This window comes from Paenirhodobacter sp. YD-8 (assembly GCF_056590935.1).
In genome coordinates this window covers 107,238-125,589 of the sequence record NZ_CM152649.1, presented here as the reverse complement: position 1 = coordinate 125,589, position 18,352 = coordinate 107,238, and the positions used below count along the sequence as shown (strand labels likewise).

Annotated in this window: 17 protein-coding genes; 12 read left to right on the top strand and 5 right to left on the bottom strand. The window is 69.8% G+C overall.

The window, feature by feature from the left end:
* Positions 1-127 precede the first annotated feature (127 nt).
* On the top strand, positions 128-1,168 hold the full coding sequence (locus tag AC0QTQ_RS00570; protein WP_480257824.1) for a substrate-binding domain-containing protein: 1,041 nt from the start codon (positions 128-130) through the stop codon (positions 1,166-1,168).
* 118 nt (positions 1,169-1,286) lie between these two features.
* On the top strand, positions 1,287-1,706 hold the full coding sequence (locus AC0QTQ_RS00565) for a MarR family winged helix-turn-helix transcriptional regulator (protein ID WP_480257823.1): 420 nt from the start codon (positions 1,287-1,289) through the stop codon (positions 1,704-1,706).
* 15 nt (positions 1,707-1,721) lie between these two features.
* Here the strand turns inward: AC0QTQ_RS00565 and AC0QTQ_RS00560 are convergent, their stop codons facing one another.
* From AC0QTQ_RS00560 to AC0QTQ_RS00550, 3 genes are all read right to left on the bottom strand, one after another.
* Positions 1,722-2,579 carry a helix-turn-helix domain-containing protein gene (locus tag AC0QTQ_RS00560; RefSeq protein WP_480257822.1) on the bottom strand — a complete coding sequence of 286 codons (858 nt, stop codon included), beginning with the start codon at positions 2,577-2,579 and terminating at the stop codon, positions 1,722-1,724.
* 154 nt (positions 2,580-2,733) lie between these two features.
* Positions 2,734-3,675 carry a phosphotransferase gene (locus tag AC0QTQ_RS00555; RefSeq protein ID WP_480257821.1) on the bottom strand — a complete coding sequence of 314 codons (942 nt, stop codon included), beginning with the start codon at positions 3,673-3,675 and terminating at the stop codon, positions 2,734-2,736.
* Positions 3,672-4,622 (bottom strand): phosphotransferase, encoded by a 951-nt coding sequence (locus tag AC0QTQ_RS00550; protein WP_480257820.1) that lies wholly within the window; start codon positions 4,620-4,622, stop codon positions 3,672-3,674. Before AC0QTQ_RS00550 ends, AC0QTQ_RS00555 begins: the two co-directional genes overlap by 4 nt.
* Before the next feature lie 180 nt (positions 4,623-4,802).
* Between AC0QTQ_RS00550 and AC0QTQ_RS00545 the strand changes: the two genes are divergently transcribed.
* A complete protein-coding gene (locus AC0QTQ_RS00545; protein ID WP_480257819.1) occupies positions 4,803-6,023 on the top strand; it encodes an allantoate amidohydrolase in 1,221 nt (406 codons plus the stop codon).
* Here the strand turns inward: AC0QTQ_RS00545 and AC0QTQ_RS00540 are convergent, their stop codons facing one another.
* Positions 6,024-7,049 (bottom strand): LacI family DNA-binding transcriptional regulator, encoded by a 1,026-nt coding sequence (locus AC0QTQ_RS00540; RefSeq protein ID WP_480257818.1) that lies wholly within the window; start codon positions 7,047-7,049, stop codon positions 6,024-6,026.
* Between the two features lie 166 nt (positions 7,050-7,215).
* On the opposite strand from AC0QTQ_RS00540, the gene iolG reads away from it, so the two are divergent.
* The 9 genes from iolG (at position 7,216) to AC0QTQ_RS00495 (ending at position 17,697) form a co-directional block, all read left to right on the top strand.
* Positions 7,216-8,223 (top strand): inositol 2-dehydrogenase, encoded by a 1,008-nt coding sequence (iolG, locus tag AC0QTQ_RS00535; protein ID WP_480257817.1) that lies wholly within the window; start codon positions 7,216-7,218, stop codon positions 8,221-8,223.
* A gap of 115 nt (positions 8,224-8,338) precedes the next feature.
* Complete coding sequence (locus AC0QTQ_RS00530) at positions 8,339-9,265, top strand: sugar ABC transporter substrate-binding protein (protein WP_480257816.1); 927 nt, start codon at positions 8,339-8,341, stop codon at positions 9,263-9,265.
* Between the two features lie 61 nt (positions 9,266-9,326).
* Complete coding sequence (locus tag AC0QTQ_RS00525; RefSeq protein ID WP_121534277.1) at positions 9,327-10,430, top strand: ABC transporter permease; 1,104 nt, start codon at positions 9,327-9,329, stop codon at positions 10,428-10,430.
* 1 nt (position 10,431) lies between these two features.
* Positions 10,432-11,250 (top strand): ATP-binding cassette domain-containing protein, encoded by an 819-nt coding sequence (locus AC0QTQ_RS00520; protein WP_121534278.1) that lies wholly within the window; start codon positions 10,432-10,434, stop codon positions 11,248-11,250.
* 130 nt (positions 11,251-11,380) lie between these two features.
* A complete protein-coding gene (locus AC0QTQ_RS00515) occupies positions 11,381-13,297 on the top strand; it encodes a bifunctional 5-dehydro-2-deoxygluconokinase/5-dehydro-2-deoxyphosphogluconate aldolase (protein ID WP_480257815.1) in 1,917 nt (638 codons plus the stop codon).
* Between the two features lie 2 nt (positions 13,298-13,299).
* Positions 13,300-15,132, top strand: coding sequence for a 3D-(3,5/4)-trihydroxycyclohexane-1,2-dione acylhydrolase (decyclizing) (gene iolD / locus AC0QTQ_RS00510; RefSeq protein ID WP_480259251.1), 1,833 nt, complete (start codon positions 13,300-13,302; stop codon positions 15,130-15,132).
* A 23-nt stretch (positions 15,133-15,155) separates the two neighbouring features.
* Positions 15,156-16,058, top strand: coding sequence for a myo-inosose-2 dehydratase (iolE, locus tag AC0QTQ_RS00505; protein WP_480257814.1), 903 nt, complete (start codon positions 15,156-15,158; stop codon positions 16,056-16,058).
* A gap of 28 nt (positions 16,059-16,086) precedes the next feature.
* Positions 16,087-16,893 (top strand): 5-deoxy-glucuronate isomerase, encoded by an 807-nt coding sequence (gene iolB, locus AC0QTQ_RS00500; RefSeq protein WP_480257813.1) that lies wholly within the window; start codon positions 16,087-16,089, stop codon positions 16,891-16,893.
* 24 nt (positions 16,894-16,917) lie between these two features.
* Positions 16,918-17,697 (top strand): TIM barrel protein, encoded by a 780-nt coding sequence (locus AC0QTQ_RS00495; protein ID WP_480257812.1) that lies wholly within the window; start codon positions 16,918-16,920, stop codon positions 17,695-17,697.
* On the opposite strand, the gene AC0QTQ_RS00490 is transcribed toward AC0QTQ_RS00495, so the two are convergent.
* Complete coding sequence (locus AC0QTQ_RS00490; protein ID WP_480257811.1) at positions 17,687-18,340, bottom strand: TetR/AcrR family transcriptional regulator; 654 nt, start codon at positions 18,338-18,340, stop codon at positions 17,687-17,689. The two genes, AC0QTQ_RS00495 and AC0QTQ_RS00490, sit on opposite strands and share 11 nt — an antisense overlap.
* Positions 18,341-18,352: the final 12 nt, after the last annotated feature.

Below are 18,352 nucleotides of genomic sequence, written 5' to 3'. Positions count from 1 at the left end.
GCGCTTTCGGGCGAAATTCAGCATTCTCAGGGGCAAAGGCGACCAAAGAATGGGCAAACGCCGCGCGGCACCGGCGACACCCCGCGCGACGTTTGCCGGCCTGCGCGGGCTGCGACACAGTTGCCGCATGAAAATCGGCTTGATCCTCTCGCATGACGGCCTGGCTGGGCTCTGGACTCTCGGGTGCCAGGGCGGGGCGATCCTTGCCGCGGCCGAGCTGAACGCCGCGGGCGGCGTACTGGGCCAGGAAGTCGAGATCGTCCATATCGACTCGGGCGAGACGCAGCAAAGCGCCTTTCAGGCGGCGCAGCGGCTGGCGATCGACGAGAATGTCGACGCGGTGATCGGCCTGCAGTCGAGCAACCTGCGCCCGGCGGTGCGGCGCGGGCTGGCGGGGCTGGCCCCCTATATCTACACGCCGCATTACGAAGGCGGCTTTTGCGGCCCGGGCACGGCGACGCTGGGCATCACCGATGCCGAGGTGCTGATCCCCAGTCTCGACTGGATGTTCACCCACCGGCGCGCGCGCCGCTTCTTCTTCGTCGGCAACCGCTACATCTGGCCGCGCGTCGCCCATGGCACGACGGAAACCGCGATCCGGATGATCGGCGGCGAGTTCGTCGGCGATGCCTTCCTGTCGCTGGGCCAGCGCGACTATGACGAGACCCTGCTGAAGATCGCGCGGGCGCGCCCCGATGTGGTGGTGGTGGCGATGCTGGGCGAGGATTCGGTCTGCTTCAACCGCGCCTTCGCCGATGCCGGGCTGAGCCGCCGGATCATCCGCCTCAACCTCGCCTTCGAGGAAACGCAGCTTCTGGGCGTGTCCGAGGGCTGTTCCGAGAACCTGTTCGCGGCGCAGGCCTATTTCGACTCGAGCCGGGGCCATGACCGCGACGCGCTGGTCGAGCGCTATGAAAGCTGTTTCTCGGGCGAATTGCCGTCGATGACCACGAACACGGTCAATTGCTATGACGCGATCTATCTGGTGGCGGCGCTGGCCGACCGGATCGGCCGGGTCGACGGGCATCTCATGGCCCGCTTCCTGCGCGACCGGTTGCCGCGGGCCGCGGCCTATCGGCTGATCGGGCGCAGCGATGCCGATGCGGGGGTGCGTCTGGCCGAGGCGGAAGGGGTGACGTTCCAGGTGCGGGAGACCTTCATGGCCTGATCGGCGAAAACCGGCATTCCGGGCGGGGTCCGCGCAGACGCGGCGCAAATCCCATGGATTTATTTTTTTGAAACTGCTACTATCAAAAACGCATTAGATTAATCGGCACAGTAGTCACATGGCGGATCAAAAGCTCACCGAGCAGATCGGATATCTCATCGCCCGCGCCAATCGCCTGATCGAGGACGATCTGGCGCGGCGGCTTCAGCCCGGCGGCATCGCGATCGAACAGTTTCGCGTGCTCAAGGCGCTCGAGCAGGACGGGCCGACGCCGATGGGGCAGCTGGCCGAGAAGGTTCTGGTCGAGCCCGCGACGCTGACCAAGATCATCGACCGGATGGTGCGCGAAAGCCTCGTCTTCCGCGTTCCCGACGAGAAGGACCGGCGCAAGGTGCGCATCGCGCTGGCGGCGGCCGGGGTGGCCATGTGCCGCAAGCTGCGCGATGTCAGCGGCGATCACGAAAAGCACATCGCCGAGACCTTCAGCGACAGTCAATTGCAGGAAATGCGGCGGATCCTGTCCGAGCTCGGCCAGTAAGGCCGCCAGCCGGGATCATGCGGCGCCGGTGCTCTGCGCTGTGGTCCGCACCGCGCGCGGGCTCGCCCGGAAATGGCGCGAGAAGCTGCGCGAGAAATGCGACAGGCTCTTGAAGCCGGTGCGATAGGCGATCTCGGACACCTGGAGCGCCCCGGCCGGATCGGCGACCAGCATCTCGTAGGCAGCCTGCAGGCGGCGGGCATGGATGAAGCCCGCCACCGTGGCGTTGCTGTCGGCAAACAGCTCGTAAAGGTAACTGCGCGAAATCTGCAGCGATTGCGCGATCCGGTGCGGCGTCAGCCCGGGGTCGGCCAGATGGGCGTCGATGTGGTCGATGATCCGCTGCCGGGTCAGGCGGCGTCCGGTGCGGCCAAGCGCGGCACGGCCGCCGGTCTCGCTGCCAAGCACCAGGGCGATCAGCGCGATCAGCTCGGCCCCCACCGCCTCGGGGCGGGGCGGGGGGGCGGTGCCGAACACCTCGACCGTGGCGGCGAGGGTGCGCGCGAGCAGCGCGGCCATCTGCGGATGGGGGCGAAACCGGCCACCGACATGGTCCTCGGCCGCGGCAAGCCGGTCGCGCAGCGCGGCAAGCGGCAGGCTGACCTGCAAATGCGCAAGATCGACCTCGGCGGAGAGGTCGTAAAAGCCGTCGCGGCGCAGCAGCACATAGCTGCCCACCGGCACCTCGCCGGTCAGCCCGCCCTGGCAGAAGCGGATCGGGGCGCGGCGGGGCACGATCAGGTCGCAGCGCGGGCCGGCCCCGGTCTCGGCGCGGTTCAGCCGCCGCGACAGGCCGAGCCCGTCCAGCCCGATCGTCACCGTGCCAAGGGCAAGTCGGGCGCCAGGGGGCGGGGCGATCTCGTGCAGGGTCATGGGGCTCTCCCGGGCGCGCGGCGGGATGCCGCCCCTCGATCCTCGCGAAGATAATCAACATTTCAAATACTGTGTATTCATGTTTATGGCCGGGCCGGCGAGAGTGCCCGGCAAGCGGGCGAAACCCGCGGCGATCGCCTGAAATCGGGGCGGCTCAGACCTGCCGCAGCCAGCTGTCAAGCCGCGGGTCCTGCAGCATCGCCCGGCCGCGCATGTATTTCCACAGCCCGTATTTCTGGAAGTCGAAATCCCAGTCGGTGAGCTTGCGGTTCACCACCGCCCAGCTGCCCCATTTCAGATCGGCGAGGATGCGGCTGAGGGCTACCCGCGCCACCTCGGCCGGGCGGACGGCGCCGAAATAGGCCTCGATCAGCGCCGCGGTCTCGTCCTCCTCGAGGAACATCTCGCAGGCGAAGACGCCGATGTCATAGCTGCGCTCGTTCGCCGAGGCGTATTCGTAATCGATCAGCCGAAGCGACCCGTCGGGCGCGGTCAGGAAATTGCCCGGCATCGGGTCGTTGAAGCAGGTCACCAGATCGAGGCCCGAGGCCTCGAAGGCCTGGCGGATCCGGCGATAGTGATGCACGAGCCAGGGCAGATCGGCGGGCATCGTCGAACCGAGCGCGCGCGCCTGTTCGAGATGCTCGTCGATCAGGTCGAAGATCGTCTTCACCTGGCTCAGCCGCGGCCCCGAATGCAGCCTGCACAACAGGCCGATGACCTGGGCGCGAATCTCGGGGCGGGCAAAGTCGGCGGTGGTGCAGGTGGTGAAGCCGTCGAGGAACTCGTGCACCTCGGTGCCGGTCGCGGCGTCGTGGAACACCACCTCGGGCGCGATGCCGAGGCCATGGGCGATCACCGCGGCCTCATATGCGGTGGCCCGGTCGATGAAGATCTCGGTGCCCTCGCCCGGCACCTTGAGGAAATAGGCGCGCGGATCGCCCGTCACCTCGACGCGCCAGTTGCGGTTGCTCAGCCCGCCCACCAGCATCGCATAGGTCAGCGCCCGCCCGCGCCACTGCGGCACGAGGGCGATCGCCGCCTCGGCCGCGCGCTCGTCGGGGCTCTGCCCCTCGCCGATCCGTCGCACGATCATGCGCGCCTCCGCGTCCGTTCGCCGAACCGCGGATCGCGCAGCGCGATCCGGGCACGCAGGCAGCGCCACAGCCCGAACTTGTAGAATTCCTGCTCGCCCCGGCGCGGCGAGACATGGGCAAGCATCATCGCGATCATCGCCCAGCGGAGGTCATCGGCGATGCCGTGAAGCCGCACCCGGTCGAACAGCTCCGTGTCGGCCGAAAGGCCCCAGAGTGCGGCATTGCGGGCGAAGACCACCTGCATCTCGGCCTCGAAGGTGCACATCTCGACAAGCGCCGTGCCGATCTCGGCGCAGGGGTCGGCGGTGCCGGCGCTGTCGAAATCGACCAGCCGGATGCGGCCGTCCGAATGCACCATGACGTTCGAGAGGGTGCCGTCGCCATGGATCGGCACCGCGGGCAGGGCGGGCGTGCGGGCCTGCTCTGCCGCGGTCATCAGCAGATCGGAAAGCCAGGGCAGATCGGGCGGGGTCGGGGCCCCGGCCGCACGCAGGAGCGCCTCGAGCCGCAGGAGTTCGGCGAAGGTCTCGGGCCGGGCGGGCAGCGGGCCGGCCGTGGCCAGTCGGGCGCGGGTGGCCAGCACCCGGTCGACGAAATCCGGGTCGGCCGCCTGTTCGAGCCCCGCCACCCGCCAGCCCTCGCCCAGATGCTCGCACACCAGAACCCCCGCCTCGGCCTCGGCCAGCAGCACGCGGGGCCCGATGCCCGCCGCCCCCGCCGCCTGCGCCGCGGCGAAGGCGTGTTCGGGCGTGATGTAGAAGGCGGTATCGGGATGCAGCCGCTTGATGAACAGCCGCGCCCCGGTCTCGGTGTCGCGCGCGATGAGGGGCGCACCGTCGACCCCCCGCCAGCTCGGCGAGGCGAGCACCGGGATCGCGGGAGTGATCTCGACCGGGCGGTCGGCCCAGCCGGGAATCCGGCGCAGGAGGGGCTCGAGGGGGTCCATGTCGGCTCCGGCATTGTCCTGTCGCCATGCTGGCACGGCCGGGGCCGGGCTGTCGCGCCCCGCGCGGCCCCGGGTTTGTCCGGGCGTCCGCCAATTCTTGCCCCTGCGCCCCGCCCCCTGTCGGCAGGGCCGGGGCAGGGCTAGGCTTGACGTCAAGGACGGAGGGCGAGGGGAGGGCCGATGACGGATGACCTGATTTCCCTGCTCGACCGCTTCGCCCGGATCGGTGCGACGCCGGCGGGGGGCGTGCACCGGCTGACCGGCAGCGCCGAGGATGGCGAGGCGCGCTGCCTGTTCGCCGGCGAGGCGGCGGCGCGGGGCGCCACGGTCCACGTCGATCCGGTGGGCAACATGTTCGCGACCTTTGCCACCGCCGCCGGGGCAGGGACCACGGTTCTCGTCGGCTCGCATCTCGACAGCCAGCCGACGGGCGGGCGGTTCGACGGCGCGCTTGGCGTGCTGGCGGGGCTGGCCGCGGCGACCGAGCTTGTCTGCGAGGGGGGGGCGCGGCACAACCTGACGGTGGTGAACTGGACGAACGAGGAGGGCGCGCGGTTTCAGCCGAGCCTCACCGGCAGCTCGGTCTTCGCCGGGACATGTCCGGCGGCGGTGGCGCTTGCGCTGCGCGACCGGATCGGGCGGACCCTCGGCGCGGAGCTGACCGCGATCGGTTTTCGCGGCGCGGCGGAATTTCCGCTGACCCCGGTGCGGGCGCTGGAACTTCATGTCGAGCAGGGCGCCGGGCTTGAGGACTGCGGCGTGCAGATCGGTGCCGTCACCGGCTCCTGGGCGGCGCGCAAGCTGACCCTCGCCTTCCTTGGCGAGGCCGCGCACACCGGGCCCACGCCGATGCCCCGCCGCCGCGATGCGCTGCGCGCCGCGGCCCGGGCGATCACCGCGTTCCACGACCTGCTCGAGGCCGCGGCGCAGGGCGCGGTGCTGCACTGGTCGGCCGCGAAGATCGTGGCCGAACCCGACAGCCCGAACGTGGTGGCCGCCCGCGTCACCGTCTGGTTCGAGATCCGCAGCCCGGATCTTGCCCTTGCCGCGGCCGTGGGAGACCGCTTTCTGGCCGCGATTGCGCCGGGGCTGGCCGGGGCGGGCATCGGGCTCGAGATCGTCGCGGACGAGGGGCGCGCGGGCATGGCGCTTGATCCGGCGGGGGTGGCGGCGACGCGCGCGGTGGCGGCCGAACTGGGCCTCAGCGCGATGCCGATGCAGACGATCACCGGCCACGACGCGCTGGCGCTCGCGGCACGGATGCCAAGCACGCTTGTCTTCGTGCCCTCGGTCGGCGGGCTGAGTCACAACGAGGCCGAACTGACGCATCCGGCCGATCTGCGCAACGGTCAGGCGGTGGTCACCGCGCTGCTGCGCCGCTTCCTGCGCGAGGCGCCCTGATCAGGCGCTTTCGCGCGGCACGAGGCAGCCGGTGAAGGCGCGGTCGAAATCGCGCTCCTCGCTGCTTTCCAGCACCTCGACCAGATATTCCGCCATCTCGGTCAGCGGCTGGCGATAGGTGGTCAGCCGGTAGTTCGGGCTGCGGCATTGCGGCACATCGTCGAAGCCGGTGACGGCGATGTCCTCGGGGATGCGCAGACCGAGCTTGTGCCGGATCACGTCGACCGCACCGATGGCAAGCGCGTCGTTCTCGCACACCAGCACGTCGGGCATCTCGGATCGCGGGCGGTTGCCCAGCACCTCGGTCACCACCGCCTCGGCCAGGATCGGGTCATAGGCCGGAACCTCGGCGCTTTCGGGTTCGGTGCCGAAATGGGCCTTCCAGCGCGACAGGAAGGTTTCCTTGCGCGACAGATGCGCCGAGACCGTGCGCGGACCGGCCAGGAAGAACGGCCGGCGATAGCCGCGGGCACGGACGTAATCGGCGATCTCGGTCATCGCCGCCACGTCGTCCACCGCGATCGAGATCGTGTCGGGGTTTTGCGAGGTGCGCGCGAAGATGATCAGCTTGCGGAAGCGGCGGGCATGCTGCGCCGCGGCCAGCGTCTCGTCGTCGAACTGGATGCCGATCAGGATCACCGCATCGACCCGGCGCTGGCTGGCGTTCAGGAGCGCATGCCCGGTGTCGTCGCGGTCGAGCGTGTTGACCAGAAGCGTGTCCCAGCCGTGCTTGCGCAGGATCCGGGTCAGCCGCTCCATCATCACCAGCTTGTGCGGGTTGGCGAAATCGTCGACCAGCAGCGCCACGAGATTCGAGCGGTCGGAGGCCAGCGAGGCGGCGCGCAGGTCGGGCACATAGCCCAGCGTCTGCGCCGCCTCCATCACCTTGTCGCGGGTGCGCGGCGAGATCGAGGCATCCTTCTTGAAGGCCCGGTTGACCGTCCAGCGCGAGACGCCGGCCGCCGTCGCCACATCGTCGGCCGTCACATTGGCGTCGAGGCCCGTCTTGCCGCGGTGCTGAGTCATCGGTCCTCCTGCGCTGGTTCTATGCTCTCCTTCTCCGAAGATACATGGAAAATCCGGCGCGGCGAGGAAATCTGCACGCGCGTGCAAAAATCTGTTGCACGCGCGTGCAAACGGCGTGATGGTAGCGCCATCACCGGGTCGAGTCGCCCGGGTCTGGGAGGACGTCATGCTGAAAGTCGCGTTGCTCGGCGCTGGCCGGATCGGTCAGGTGCACGCAAAATCCATCCTTGCGAATGCCGAAAGCGCGCTTGTCGCGATTGCCGACGTGAATGCGGCGGCGGCGCAGGCACTCGCCGCCGAAGTGGGCGCCGAGGTGCGCAGCGTCGAGGCGATCCTGGCCGATCCGGCGATCGACGCGGTGCTGATCGCGACCTCGACCGACACCCATTCGGCGCTGATCGAGCGCGCGACGGCCGCCGGCAAGGCGGTGCTGTGCGAAAAGCCGGTCGATCTGTCGCTTGAACGCGCGCTGGCCTGCCAGGCGGCGACGGCAGGCAATGGCGCGCCGGTGATGATCGGCTTCAACCGCCGCTTCGACCCGAATTTCGCCGCGCTCAAGGCCGCCTTCGACCGTGGCGAGATCGGCAAGGGCGAGCTGCTGGCGATCACCTCCTTCGATCCGGCGCCGCCGCCGGTCAGCTATGTGCGGGTCTCGGGCGGGCTGTTCCGCGACATGATGATCCACGACTTCGACATGGCCTGCTGGATCATGGGCGGGGCCCCGGCGACGGTGAGCGCGACCGGCTCGGCGATCGTCGATCCGGAGATCGGCGCGGCGGGCGATGTCGACACCGCAGTGGTGACGCTGACCTGGGCCGACGGCCGCCTCGCCGTCATCAAGAACTCGCGCCGGGCGGGCTATGGCTATGACCAGCGGCTCGAGCTGCTGGGCTCGGGCGGGCTTTTGTCGGCGCAGAACGTGCTCGAGAACACCGTGCAGAAGATCACGACGGCGGGCGCCAGCTCGGCCAAGCCCGTGTATTTCTTCCTCGAGCGCTACATGCGTGCCTACGAGGCGGAATGGAGCGCCTTCGTCGCTGCGGTGAAGGCCGGCACGGCGATGCCGGTGCCGCTTGCCGAGGGGGTTGCGGCGCTCGCCTGCGCCGAGGCCGCGACGCGGGCCGCGCAAAGCGGGCGCAGCGTGGCGATCACCGCCGACATGCTCGGCGGCTGAGGAAATTCCGGGCGCCCGGCCGGGCGTCACGGGGGCTGCCCCGGAGCATGAGGCGCCGGGGCGCGGGGCGGCGAGGAGGGCCGCCCTGACAACAAGAGGACACTGGGAGGAGACCATGAAGAAACTGCTTGGCGGCCTGATGGCTGCGACGGCGATCACCATCGCCCTGCCGGCCTTCGCCACCGACATCGTCGTCGTGGCGCATGGTCAGGCGAACGATCCGTTCTGGTCGGTGGTGAAGAACGGCGTGGAATATGCCGCGCAGCGCACCGGGGCGCATGTCGAATACCGCTCGCCCGAGACCTTCGACATGGTGGCGATGAGCCAGCTGATCGACGCCGCGGTGAACCAGCATCCCGACGGGCTCGTGGTCTCGATCCCCGATGCCGATGCGCTCGGCCCGTCGATCGAGCGCGCGGTGGCCGCCGGCATCCCGGTGATCTCGATCAACGCGGGCTCGGACGTGTCGAAGAAGCTCGGCGCGCTGCTGCATGTCGGCCAGGACGAGAAGGACGCCGGCATGAAGGCGGGCGAGAAGCTGCGCGAGATGGGCGGCAAGAAGGGTATCTGCATCAACCAGGAGGTCGGCAACGTCTCGCTCGACCAGCGCTGCGCCGGCTTCACCGAGGGCTTCGGCGGCAATGTGAAGGTGCTGCCGACCAGCTCCGATCCGACCGAGGTCGAGGCGAAGGTGCGGGCCGCGCTCGAGGCCGATCCCGAGATCGACACGGTGATGGCGCTCAATGCCTCGGTCGCGGGCGAGCCCGCGGTGGCGGCGGTGAAGGCGCTTGGCCGCGCGGGCGCGGTCCGGGTCGCGACCTTCGATCTCTCGGCGGGCTTCCTCGAGTCGGTGGCGCAGGGCGATGCGACCTTCGCGATCGACCAGCAGCAGTTCCTGCAGGGCTATCTGCCGGTCGATTTCCTCGCGCTCTATGCCGAATACGGGCTGATGCCGGGCGGCAACGTGCCCTCGGGTCCGAACCTGATCACCAAGGACAAGGCGGCGCAGGTCGTCGAGCTGTCGGCCAAGGGCATCCGCTGAGCCGCATCCGGACGGGCCGGGGCGCGCCCCGGCCCACGCCACAGCTTGCAGGGAGGACGAAATGCCTGTGGACACCCCATTGACCGACGAGCGGATCCGGACCGAGTCCTGGATTGCGCGGCTGATCAAACGCCCCGAACTCGGCTCGATCGCCGGGCTGATCCTGGTGACGGTCTTCTTCCTCATCACCGCCAATAGCGCGATGTTCACGCTGTCGGGGATCATGAACTTCCTCAGCCCGGCGGCGCAGCTCGGCATCCTGGCGATCGGCGCGGCGATGCTGATGATCGGCGGCGAGTTCGACCTGTCGATCGGCTCGATGGTCGCCTTCGCGGGGATGATCTTCGGTGCGCTGGTGGTCAATCTGGGCCTGCCGCTGATCGTGGCGATCCCGCTGACGCTCGCTTTCGCGGCGCTGGTCGGCGTGGTGAACGGGCAGCTCACCATCCGTACCGGGCTGCCCTCCTTCATCGTCACCCTCGCCTTCCTGTTCATCCTGCGCGGTCTGACCCTTGTCGGGCTGAAGGCGCTCACCGGCGGCTCGACGCAGCTGCGCGGCCTGCGCGAGGCGACGGCACAGGACATGCTCGCACCGCTGTTCTCGGGCGAGGCGTTCAAGGGGCTGTTCGCCGCTCTCGCCCGCTCGGGGGTGATCGACACCTTCCCGAACGGCACCCCGAAGGTGCCCGGCATCCCGGTCGAGATCCTGTGGTTCGTGGGGCTTGCCCTTGCCGCCACCTGGGTGCTGCTGCGCACCCCGGCGGGGAACTGGATCTTTGCCTCGGGCGGCGATGCCAATGCCGCGGCGAATGCGGGCGTGCCGGTGCGCAAGGTCAAGACCGCGCTCTTCATGTTCACCGCCGTCTGCGCCGCGCTGCTGGCGATCATGCAGGTGATGGACGCGGGCTCGACCGATGCGCGGCGCGGCTTCCAGAAGGAATTCGAGGGCATCATCGCCGCGGTGATCGGCGGCTGTCTGCTGACCGGTGGCTATGGCTCGGCGATCGGCGCCTTCTTCGGCTCGATCATCTTCGGCATGGTGGTGATCGGCCTGACCTACACCCAGATCGACCAGGACTGGTTCCAGGTCTTCCTCGGCGGGATGCTGCTTCTTGCCGTGGTGTTCAACAACGTGATCCGCAAGCGCGTGACCGGGGAGCGCTGAGATGATGCAGGATAGCAAGTTTCATCACGGAGAGGCCGCGACGACGGCCCCGATCATCCGCCTCGAGGAGATCCGCAAGCACTTCGGCAATGTGATTGCGCTGAACGGCGTCACCTTCGACGTGCGCCCGGGCGAGTGCCACTGCCTTCTGGGCGACAACGGTGCCGGCAAGTCGACCTTCATCAAGACGATGTCGGGCGTGCTGAAACCGACCGAGGGGCGGATTCTGATCGACGGCCAGGAAACCACCTTCAGCGGCCCGCGCGACGCGCAGGACGCGGGCATCGCGACGGTGTTCCAGGATCTGGCGATGATCCCGCTGATGTCGGTGACGCGCAACTTCTTCATGGGGCGCGAGCCGACGAAGGGCCGGGGCCTGTTCAAGCGCTTCGACCATCGCCGCGCGAACGAGATCTGCGTCGAGGAGATGCGCAAGATGGGCATCAACCTGCGCGGCCCCGATCAGGCGGTGGGCACGCTTTCGGGTGGCGAGCGGCAGACGGTGGCGATCGCCCGTGCGGTGCATTTCGGCGCGCGCGTGCTGATCCTCGACGAGCCGACCTCGGCGCTGGGCGTGCGGCAGACCTCGAATGTGCTCTCGACCATCGACCGGGTGCGGCGGCAGGGCGTGGGCGTGGTCTTCATCAGCCACAACGTGCGCCATGCGCTGGCGGTGGGCGACCGCTTCACCGTTCTCAACCGCGGCCAGACGCTCGGCACTGCGGTGCGCGGCCAGATCTCGGCCGCGGAGCTGCAGGATCTGATGGCCGGCGGGCAGGAGCTTGCCGAGCTCGAGGGCTCGCTCGGCGGCACCATCTGACAGCGGCGCTTCCGCAATCGGCGGCACGGCCGGCCCCCCTCGGGAGGGCTGCGGGAGCGCATACCCCAACGCAGCGGCAAGACCGGGTCCGGCAAGCGGGCCGGGCACTCCAGCACGAGGATCAGGACGGATGAAGACCCTTGACGTGATCACCATCGGCCGCGCCGGTGTCGATCTTTACGGCGCGCAGATCGGCGGGCGGCTCGAGGACATGGGGTCGTTTCGCAAGTATATCGGCGGCTCGCCCACCAACATCGCCTGCGGCACGGCGCGGCTCGGCCTGCGCTCGGGGCTGATCACCCGGGTCGGCGACGAGCACATGGGCCGCTTCCTCCGCGAGCAGCTGGGCCGCGAGGGCGTCGATCTGCGCGGCGTGACCACCGACCCCGAGCTGCTGACCGCGCTGGTCCTGCTTGGCATCCGCGACGAGGAGCAGTTCCCGCTGATCTTCTACCGCGAGAATTGCGCCGACATGGCGCTGTGCGAGGCCGACATCGACGAAGCGTTGATCGCCGACACCCGCTCGGTGGTGGCGACCGGGACGCATCTGAGCCACCCGCGCACCGAGGCGGCGGTGCTGAAGGCGCTGCGCCTGGCGCGTGAAACCGGCGCGAGGACCGCGCTCGACATCGACTATCGCCCGAACCTGTGGGGCCTGTCGGGCCATGGCGACGGCCAGAACCGCTTCATCGAGAGCGCCGCCGTCACCGCGCGGCTGCAGGCGCATCTGGGGCTCTTCGATCTCATCGTCGGCACCGAGGAGGAATTCCACATCGCCGGCGGCAGCACCGACACCATCGCGGCGCTGCGCGCGGTGCGGGCGGTGAGCGCCGCGACGCTGGTGTGCAAGCGTGGCGCCGCCGGCGCCGTGGCCTTCGAGGGGGACATTCCCGACAGCCTCGATGACGGCGTCAGCGGCCCGGGCTTCCCGATCGAGGTGTTCAACGTGCTCGGCGCGGGCGACGGCTTCTTCTCGGGCCTGCTGCGCGGCTGGCTCGAGGGGGCGGCCTGGCCGAAGGCGCTTGAATACGCCAATGCCTGCGGCGCGCTTGCGGTCAGCCGGCACGGCTGCACGCCGGCCTATCCCTCGCGCGCGGAACTCGACTTCTTCCTGTCGCGCGGTGTGATCCGCCCCGACCTGCGCAACGATGCGGATCTCGAACAGATCCACTGGTCGACGAACCGCGCCCGCCGTGGCCTGCCCGACTGGGCCGACATCCGCATCTTCGCCTTCGACCACCGGGTCCAGCTTGAGCAGATGGCGGGTTACACCCCGGAAAAGGGCGGCGCCTTCAAGGAGTTGTGCCTTCAGGCCGCGCAGCGGGTGCAGGCGGGCCGGCCGGGCTATGGCATCCTGTGCGACGACCGCATCGGCCGGCGCGCGCTTCATGCCGCCTCGGGCAGCGGGCTCTGGGTCGGGCGGCCCTGCGAATGGCCGGGCTCGCGGCCGCTGACGCTTGAGCCGGCCCTTGGCGCCGATTGCGGCGGGCTCGAGGCCTGGGCGCGCGAGGATGTGGTGAAGGTGCTGTGCTTTTGCCACCCGGGCGACGACCCGGCCACCCGCGCGGCGCAGGAGGCGACGGTGCGGCGCCTGTTCGAGGCCGCGCGGCGCAACGACCTCGAATTCCTGCTCGAGATCATTCCCTCGAAGGTCGGCCCGGTCGATGCCGACACCACCCCCACACTGATCCGGCAGTTCTACGCAGCGGGGATCTTTCCCGACTGGTGGAAGCTGGAACCGATGGCGACGCGGGCCGAATGGGCCAGGGCCTGTGTCGCCATCGAGGAACACGACCCGCACACCCGCGGCATCGTCGTGCTTGGCCTCGATGCGCCCGAGGCGGAGCTGGCGGCAAGCTTCCGCGCGGCGGCGGCCTTCCCGCTGGTGCGCGGCTTTGCCGTCGGTCGCACGATCTTCGGCGAGGTGGCGCGGGCCTGGATGACCGGCGCGCTTGGCGATGCGGCGGCGGTCGAGGAGATGGCGCGCCGTTATGCGCGGCTCGCCGGGCTTTGGGACACGGCCCGCGCGGCCGCGAAGGAGGCATGACGATGGAGACGATCCGGCTGACGGCGGCGCAGGCGATGGTGCGCTGGCTTGCCGCGCAGATGACCGAGGAGGGCGAACGCTTCCTCGAGGGGATCTGGGCGATCTTCGGCCATGGCAACGTGGCGGGTCTGGGGGCGGCATTGCACGAGGCGGGCGACACCTTCCCGACCTGGCGCGGCCAGAACGAGCAGACGATGGCCCATGCCGCGATCGCCTTCGCCAAGGGCCATGCGCGGCGGCGGGCGATGGCGGTGACCTCGTCGATCGGGCCGGGGGCGACGAACATGGTGACGGCGGCGGCGCTCGCGCATGTGAACCGGCTGCCGCTTCTGCTGATCCCGGGCGATGTCTTCGCCGGGCGCCGGCCCGATCCGGTGTTGCAGCAGATCGAGGATTTCGGCGACGGCACGGTCTCGGCCAATGACTGCTTCCGCCCGGTGGTGCGCTATTTCGACCGCATCACCCGCCCCGAACAGCTGCTGAGCGCCCTGCCGCGCGCGTTTGCGGTGATGACCGATCCGGCCGACTGCGGCCCGGTGTGCCTGTCCTTCTGTCAGGACGTGCAGGCCGAGGGCTTCGACTGGCCGCGCGAGTTCTTCGCGCCGCGGGTCTGGCGCATCCGCCGGCCCGAGCCCGACGCGGCCGAGCTGGCCGAGGTGGCGGCGCTGATCCGCGGCGCGCAGGCGCCGGTGATCGTGGCGGGCGGCGGGGTGATCTATTCCGGCGCCGAGGCGGCGCTGGCCGAGTTCGCCACCCGCCACGCGATCCCGGTGATCGAGACCCAGGCGGGCAAGTCGGCGCTGGCGCAGGCACATCCGATGAACCTGGGCGCGGCCGGGGTCGATGGCTCGGCCGCGGCGAATGCGGCGGCGGCGGCGGCCGATCTGGTGCTGGGCATCGGCACCCGGTTTCAGGATTTCACCACCGGCTCGTGGTCGCTTTTCGCCAATCCCGCCCGGCGGCTGGTCTCGGTGAACGTGCAGGCCCATGACGCGCGCAAGCATGGCGCGGTGCCGCTGGTCGCCGATGCACGTGTGGCGCTCGCGCGGCTGTCGGCGCAGCTGGGCGCCTGTCGCGGCACCGTCGATGCCGCGGCGCGCGCCGCCTGGCTTGCGGCCGTCGACGCCCATTGCGCCGCTCCCGACCCGGACGGCCCGCTGCCGAGCGACGCGCAGGTGATCGGCGCGGTGCAGCGCGCGACCGGCCCCGCGGCGATCGCGATGGGCGCCGCGGGCACCATGCCCGGCGCGCTCAAGCTGCTGTGGCAGCCGTCGCAGGGCGGCTATCACATGGAATACGGCTTCAGCTGCATGGGCTACGAGATCGCCGGCGCGATGGGGCTGAAGCTTGCGCGGCCCGAACGCGAGGTGATCTGCTTCACCGGCGACGGCAGCTACATGATGGCGAATTCGGAGCTGGCGACGGCGGTGATGCGGCGCGTGCCCTTCACCGTGGTGCTGACCGACAACCGCGGTTACGGCTGCATCAACCGGCTGCAGCAGGCCTGCGGCGGGGCCGCGTTCAACAACCTCTACACGGAGTGCGCGGTCGAGGCACAGCCCCAGATCGACTATGCCGCCCATGCCGCCTCGCTTGGCGCCCATGCCGTCCGCGCGACCACCATTGCGGATCTCGAGGCCGAGATCGCTGCGGCGCGCGGGCGCGACATTCCCACCGTGATCGTGATCGAGACCAGCGCCAAGGAGGGGCCGGGCTTCGGCGCCGCCGGGCACTGGTGGGACGTGGCCGTGCCAGAGGTCAGCCACCGCCCCGAGATCGCCGCCGCCTATGACCGTTACCTTGCGCAGGCCGCCCGGGTGCGGCGCGCCAACTGACCCCCGCCCGACAGGAGAACCAGATGATCCGCTATGGCACCAACCCCATCGCCTGGGCGAACGACGACGACCGCTCGATCGGCGCCGAGATCCCCACCGCGCAGATCCTGCACGAGGCCGGCGAAGTGATCGGCTTCGAAGGTATCGAGAACGGCCACCGCTGGCCCGAGGACCCGCAGGCGCTGCGCACGCTGCTGGGCTCCTATGGCCTTGCCTTCATCTCGGGCTGGTATTCGACCGAGCTTCTGACCCGCTCCGTCGAGGCCGAGATCGAAGCGGTGCAGGGCCATCTTGCGAAGCTGAAGGAAAATGGCTGTGCCGTCTGCATCGTCTGCGAGACCTCGAACGCGGTGCATTCGGACCCGAGCCACCCGGTGAACGACCGCCCGCATCTGAGCGCCGACGAGATGCGCGACTTCGGCGCCAAGATCGAGGCCTTCGCGGCCTATCTGGCGGGCGAGGGGATCACCCTCGTCTATCACCACCACATGGGCACCGTGGTCGAAAGCCCCGCAGAGATCGACGCCTTCATGGCGGCGACGGGGCCGGCGACGCATCTGCTGTTCGATGCGGGGCACTGCGCCTTTGGCGGCGGCGTGCCGGCCGAGGTGCTGGCCCGCCACGTCGGCCGGGTGCGCCATTTCCACGCCAAGAACATCCGCCGCGCGATCTGCGACCGGGTCCGGGCCGAGGATCTGTCCTTCATCGAGGGGGTGCTGGCCGGTGCCTTCACCGTGCCGGGCGACCCCGAGGGCGAGATCGACTTCGTGCCGCTGCTGCGGCTGCTGGCGCAGGCGGGCTATGACGGCTGGCTGGTGATCGAGGCCGAGCAGGACCCGACGGTCCGCTCCCCGCTTGTCTACCAGAGCATGGGGCTGAAGGCGCTGAAGGCCGCGGCGCACGAGGCGGGGCTTGATGCCGCCTGAGGCGGGTTTCGATGAAAAGGAGAGGATGATGGCGGATCTGCTGCGCAAACCCTTCGGCACCCATGGCAAGGTGCACGAGATCACCCCGGCCTCGGCCGGCTGGCGTTATGTCGGTTTCTCGCTTTACCGGCTGCGCCCGGGCGAGAGCGCGGCCGAGGCGACCGGCACGACCGAGGTGATCCTCGTCCTGGTCGAGGGCCGGGCGCGCATCCATGCCGCCGGGCAGGACTGGGGCGTGCTGGGCGAGCGGATGAATGTGTTCGAGCGCACGCCGCCGCATTGCCTTTATGTGCCGAACGGGCAGGACTGGAGCCTGGTTGCCGAGACCGACTGCACCGTCGCGGTCTGTGCTGCACCGGGCCGCGGCAACCATCCGGCACGCCGGATCGGGCCCGGGGGCATCGCGCTCACCGAACGCGGGCGGGGCACCAACACCCGCTATGTGCACAACATCGCGATGGAGGCCGAGGAGATCTGCGACAGCCTTTTGGTGACCGAGGTCTTCACCCCGGCCGGCCACTGGTCCTCCTATCCGAGCCACCGCCACGACGAGGACGACTTCCCCCGCATCACCTATCTCGAAGAGACCTATTACCACCGGATCAACCCGGCGCAGGGTTTCGGCATCCAGCGGGTCTATACCGAGGACGGCACGCTCGACGAGACGATGGCGGTGCAGGACGGCGATGTCGTGCTGGTGCCGCGCGGCCATCACCCCTGCGGCGCGCCCTATGGCTTCGAGATGTATTACCTCAACGTCATGGCCGGGCCGCGCCGCAACTGGCGCTTTCAGCCCGACCCGGCGGTGACCTGGATCCTCGACCGCGACGGCTGAGCGCGGCTTACCGGAGTGACACGAATGACCCGCCCCTTTCCCCTTGCCGTCTGCGCCGAGATGCTCTGGCCCGAGCGCCCGATCGCGTGGCGTGTCGCCCGGCTGACCGAGCGCGGCCTTGGCGTCGGGCTGTGGAACTGGCCCGACCATGACATCGCCGAACTGGAGCGGCTCGGCGCGAGCTACACGATCATGAACGGCTATCTCGAGGGGCGGCTCGCCGATGCCGAGGGGGCCGAGCGGCTGCTGGCCTCGGCGCGCGAGACGGTGCAGGTGGGCAAGCGGCTTGGCGTGGCGCGGCTGAACCTGCATGGCACGGGGCTTGGCCCGGGCGGCATTCCGCTGCGCCAGAGCGAGGTCGTCACCGGCGCGATGTGGCTGCGCGCGCGCGACACGCTGATGCGGATCTGCGATCTGGCCGAGGCCGAGGGTGTGGTCTTCACCCTCGAGAACCTCAACCCGCTCGACCACCCCGGCTGCCCCTTCGGCCGCACCGCGGATGTTCTGGCGCTGGTGTCCTCGGTCGACCGGCCGCAGCTGCGTATCAACCTCGACCTCTATCACACCCAGCTGGGCGAGGGGGATCTGCTGCGCTGGTGCGAGAAATGCCTGCCCTGGATCGGCGAGGTGCAGGTCGCCGACAATCCCGGCCGCTGCGAACCCGGCACCGGCGAGATCAACTATCTCGGCGTGGCGCGGGGGCTGTGGGCGATGGGCTATCGCGGCCCGGTGGGGATGGAGGCCTTCGCCGCGGGCGACAGCGACGCCGCCGTCGACGCTTTCGTCGCGGCCTTCACCCTGTGACCCCGGCGGGCTCGCCCTCGGGCGGGCCCAGAACCAGCGTCAGATGCGTCTCGAGCATCTCGGGCAGGTCGAGCGGCGGGCGTTCGGTCATCAGCCGGTTCCACATCGTCGCCGCCAGCATCGGCGCCAGCAGCAGCTGCGGATAGCGGGTGAGCGGTTCGAGCCGCGCCACCCCCGAGCTGCGGGCATAGTCGCGCACCAGCTCGAACAGCGGCTCGAGGATCGCCTCGAGATAGATCCGTGCAAGGCCCGGGAACTGCGCGCTTTCGCTCAGCACGATCAGCGCCAGCTTGTCGCGCCCCGAGGCCTGCATGTCGGCGATCGCCGCGCGCAGCCGGCGGCGAAAGGCGACCTGCGGCGGCGTGCCGGGATCGGGCGCCACGGGCGGCGCGAAGATCAGCGGCAGCGCGCCGCGCAGCACCGCATCGAAGAGCGCCTCCTTGCTGTCGAAATACAGGTAGAGCGTGCCCTTCGCCACGCCCGCCTGCGCCGCCACACGCGCCAGCCGCGCCTCGGCAAAGCCATGGGCGATGAACTCGGCCTGCGCCGCCGCGATGATCGCGGCGCGCTTGGCTTCCTTCTTGCGGTCGCGCAGCCCCGCTTCGGGCTGGGCCTGCTCTGGCTCTGGCGTGGTCTCCTGCATGGTGCCATCCTT